Annotated in this window: 1 rRNA gene (only partly in view); it reads left to right on the top strand. The window is 48.4% G+C overall.

The window, feature by feature from the left end:
* Nucleotides 1-2,500, top strand: a 23S ribosomal RNA gene (locus tag ABQ275_RS20795) (it extends past both window edges: 334 nt to the left, 52 nt to the right).

The following is a 2,500-nucleotide window of genomic DNA, read 5'->3' as shown; positions in this document are numbered from 1 at the left end:
ATGAGCCGTAGCAGGTGATAGCCCTGTAGGCATAAATTCTGATGGACGCGTAGTATCCTGAGTAGTGCGGGACCGGAGAAATCCTGTATGAAACTGCCAGCACCATCTGGTAAGGCTAAATACTCCTTAGATACCGATAGTGAACCAGTACCGTAAGGGAAAGGTGAAAAGTACTCCGAACAGGAGAGTGAAATAGTTCCTGAAACCGTGCGCTTACAAGCGGTCGGAGCTCAGCAATGAGTGACGGCGTGCCTTTTGCATAATGAGCCTACGAGTTACTTCTCACTGGCGAGGTTAAGGTCTTCAGTACCGGAGCCGTAGCGAAAGCGAGTTCTAACAGAGCGATATAGTCAGTGGGAGTAGACGCGAAACTTTGTGATCTATCCATGGGCAGGATGAAGGTTAGGTAAAACTAACTGGAGGTCCGAACCCATTAGCGTTGAAAAGCTATGGGATGACCTGTGGATAGGGGTGAAAGGCCAATCAAACTGAGAGATAGCTCGTTCTCCCCGAAATGTTTTTAGGAACAGCCTTGGATATAGACGTGTTATAGAGGTAGAGCTACTAATTGGGCTAGGGGGCTTCACCGCCTACCAAACCCTAATAAACTCCGAATGCTATAACATAATCTCCAGGAGTGAGGCTGTGGGCGCTAAGGTCCATGGCCGAGAGGGAAATAACCCAGACTAACAGCTAAGGTCCCTAATGATACGTTAAGTTGATCAAACGCGGTTCAAATCCTACAACAGCCAGGATGTTGGCTTGGAAGCAGCCATTCATTTAAAGAGTGCGTAACAGCTCACTGGTCGAGGGTTTGGGCACGGAAAATAATCGGGCATCAAACGTATAACCGAAGCTTTAGGCCTGATGCGTAAGTATCAGACGGTAGGGGAGCATTCTAAACTGCATCGAAGGTGTGTTGCGAAACATGCTGGAGCGTTTAGAAAAGAAAATGTAGGCATAAGTAACGATAAATAAGATGAAAAATCTTATCGCCGTAAGACTAAGGGTTCCTGATCAACGCTAATCGGATCAGGGTTAGTCGGGTCCTTAGGCAAAGCCGAAAGGCGTAGCTGATGGCAAACTGGTGAATATTCCAGTACCTGCTATAAATTCGATGGAGTAACGGAGTAGTGAAAGGATCGCGCACTTACGGAATAGTGCGTTAAAGGGCGTAGGTATATTGTTGGTAGGTAAATCCGCCGATGATGCTGAAACCTGATAGTACAGCAAAGCTTCGGCTGCGCTGATAGTATCCCTAATCAGACTTCCAAGAAAAACTTCTAAGGTTCGTTTATAGCAGCCCGTACCGTAAACCGACACAGGTAGTCGAGAAGAGTATTCTCAGGCGCTCGAGTGATCCGTGGTAAAGGAACTAGGCAAATTGACGCTGTAACTTCGGGATAAGGCGTGCCGCAGTAATGCGGCCTCAGTAAAATGGTACAACCAACTGTTTAACAAAAACACAGGGCCCTGCAAAATCGCAAGATGACGTATAGAGCCTGATACCTGCCCGGTGCTGGAAGGTTAAGGAAGGATGTTCGGAGTAATCCAAAGCTTCTGACTGAAGCCCCAGTAAACGGCGGCCGTAACTATAACGGTCCTAAGGTAGCGAAATTCCTTGTCGGGTAAGTTCCGACCTGCACGAATGGTCTAATGAGTTGTACACTGTCTCTACCACGAGCTCGGTGAAATTGTAGTATCGGTGAAGATGCCGGTTAATCGCAACGGGACGGAAAGACCCCGTGAACCTTCACTACAACTTAACATTGATTTTGAATGCCAGATGTGTAGGATAGTTGGGAGACTGTGAAGCAGCTTCGCCAGGAGTTGTGGAGTCATCGTTGAAATACCAACCTTCTGTTATTTAGAGTCTAATCCTGTAAGGGAGACATTGTTTGGTGGGTAGTTTGACTGGGGTGGTCGCCTCCTAAAAGGTAACGGAGGCTCGCAAAGGTACCCTCAGTACGGTTGGTAATCGTACGCAGAGCGCATTAGTATAAGGGTGCTTGACTGTGAGGCAAACAAGCCGAGCAGGAGCGAAAGCTGGCTAAAGTGATCCGGTGGTTCTGTATGGAAGGGCCATCGCTCAAAGGATAAAAGGTACTCCGGGGATAACAGGCTGATCTCACCCAAGAGCTCATATCGACGGTGAGGTTTGGCACCTCGATGTCGGTTCGTCACATCCTGGGGCTGGAGAAGGTCCCAAGGGTTCGGCTGTTCGCCGATTAAAGTGGCACGTGAACTGGGTTCAGAACGTCGCAAGACAGTTCGGTCCCTATCTGTTGTGATCGTTAGTAAATTGAGAGGACATGACCTTAGTACGAGAGGACCGGGTCGTACGTACCGCTGGTGTATCTGTTGTGCCGCCAGGTGCAGTGCAGAGTAGCTATGTACGGACAGGATAAACGCTGAAAGCATCTAAGCGTGAAACCTGCTTCAAGATGAGTTTACTTTTAAGGGCCGTCGGAGACTACGACGTTGATAGGTTACAGGTGTA

Source organism: Chitinophaga sp. MM2321 (genome assembly GCF_964033635.1).
GTDB lineage: Bacteria > Bacteroidota > Bacteroidia > Chitinophagales > Chitinophagaceae > Chitinophaga.
The sequence above is the reverse complement of the archived record's forward strand: the minus strand, read 5'-3'. Positions and strand labels throughout refer to the sequence as shown.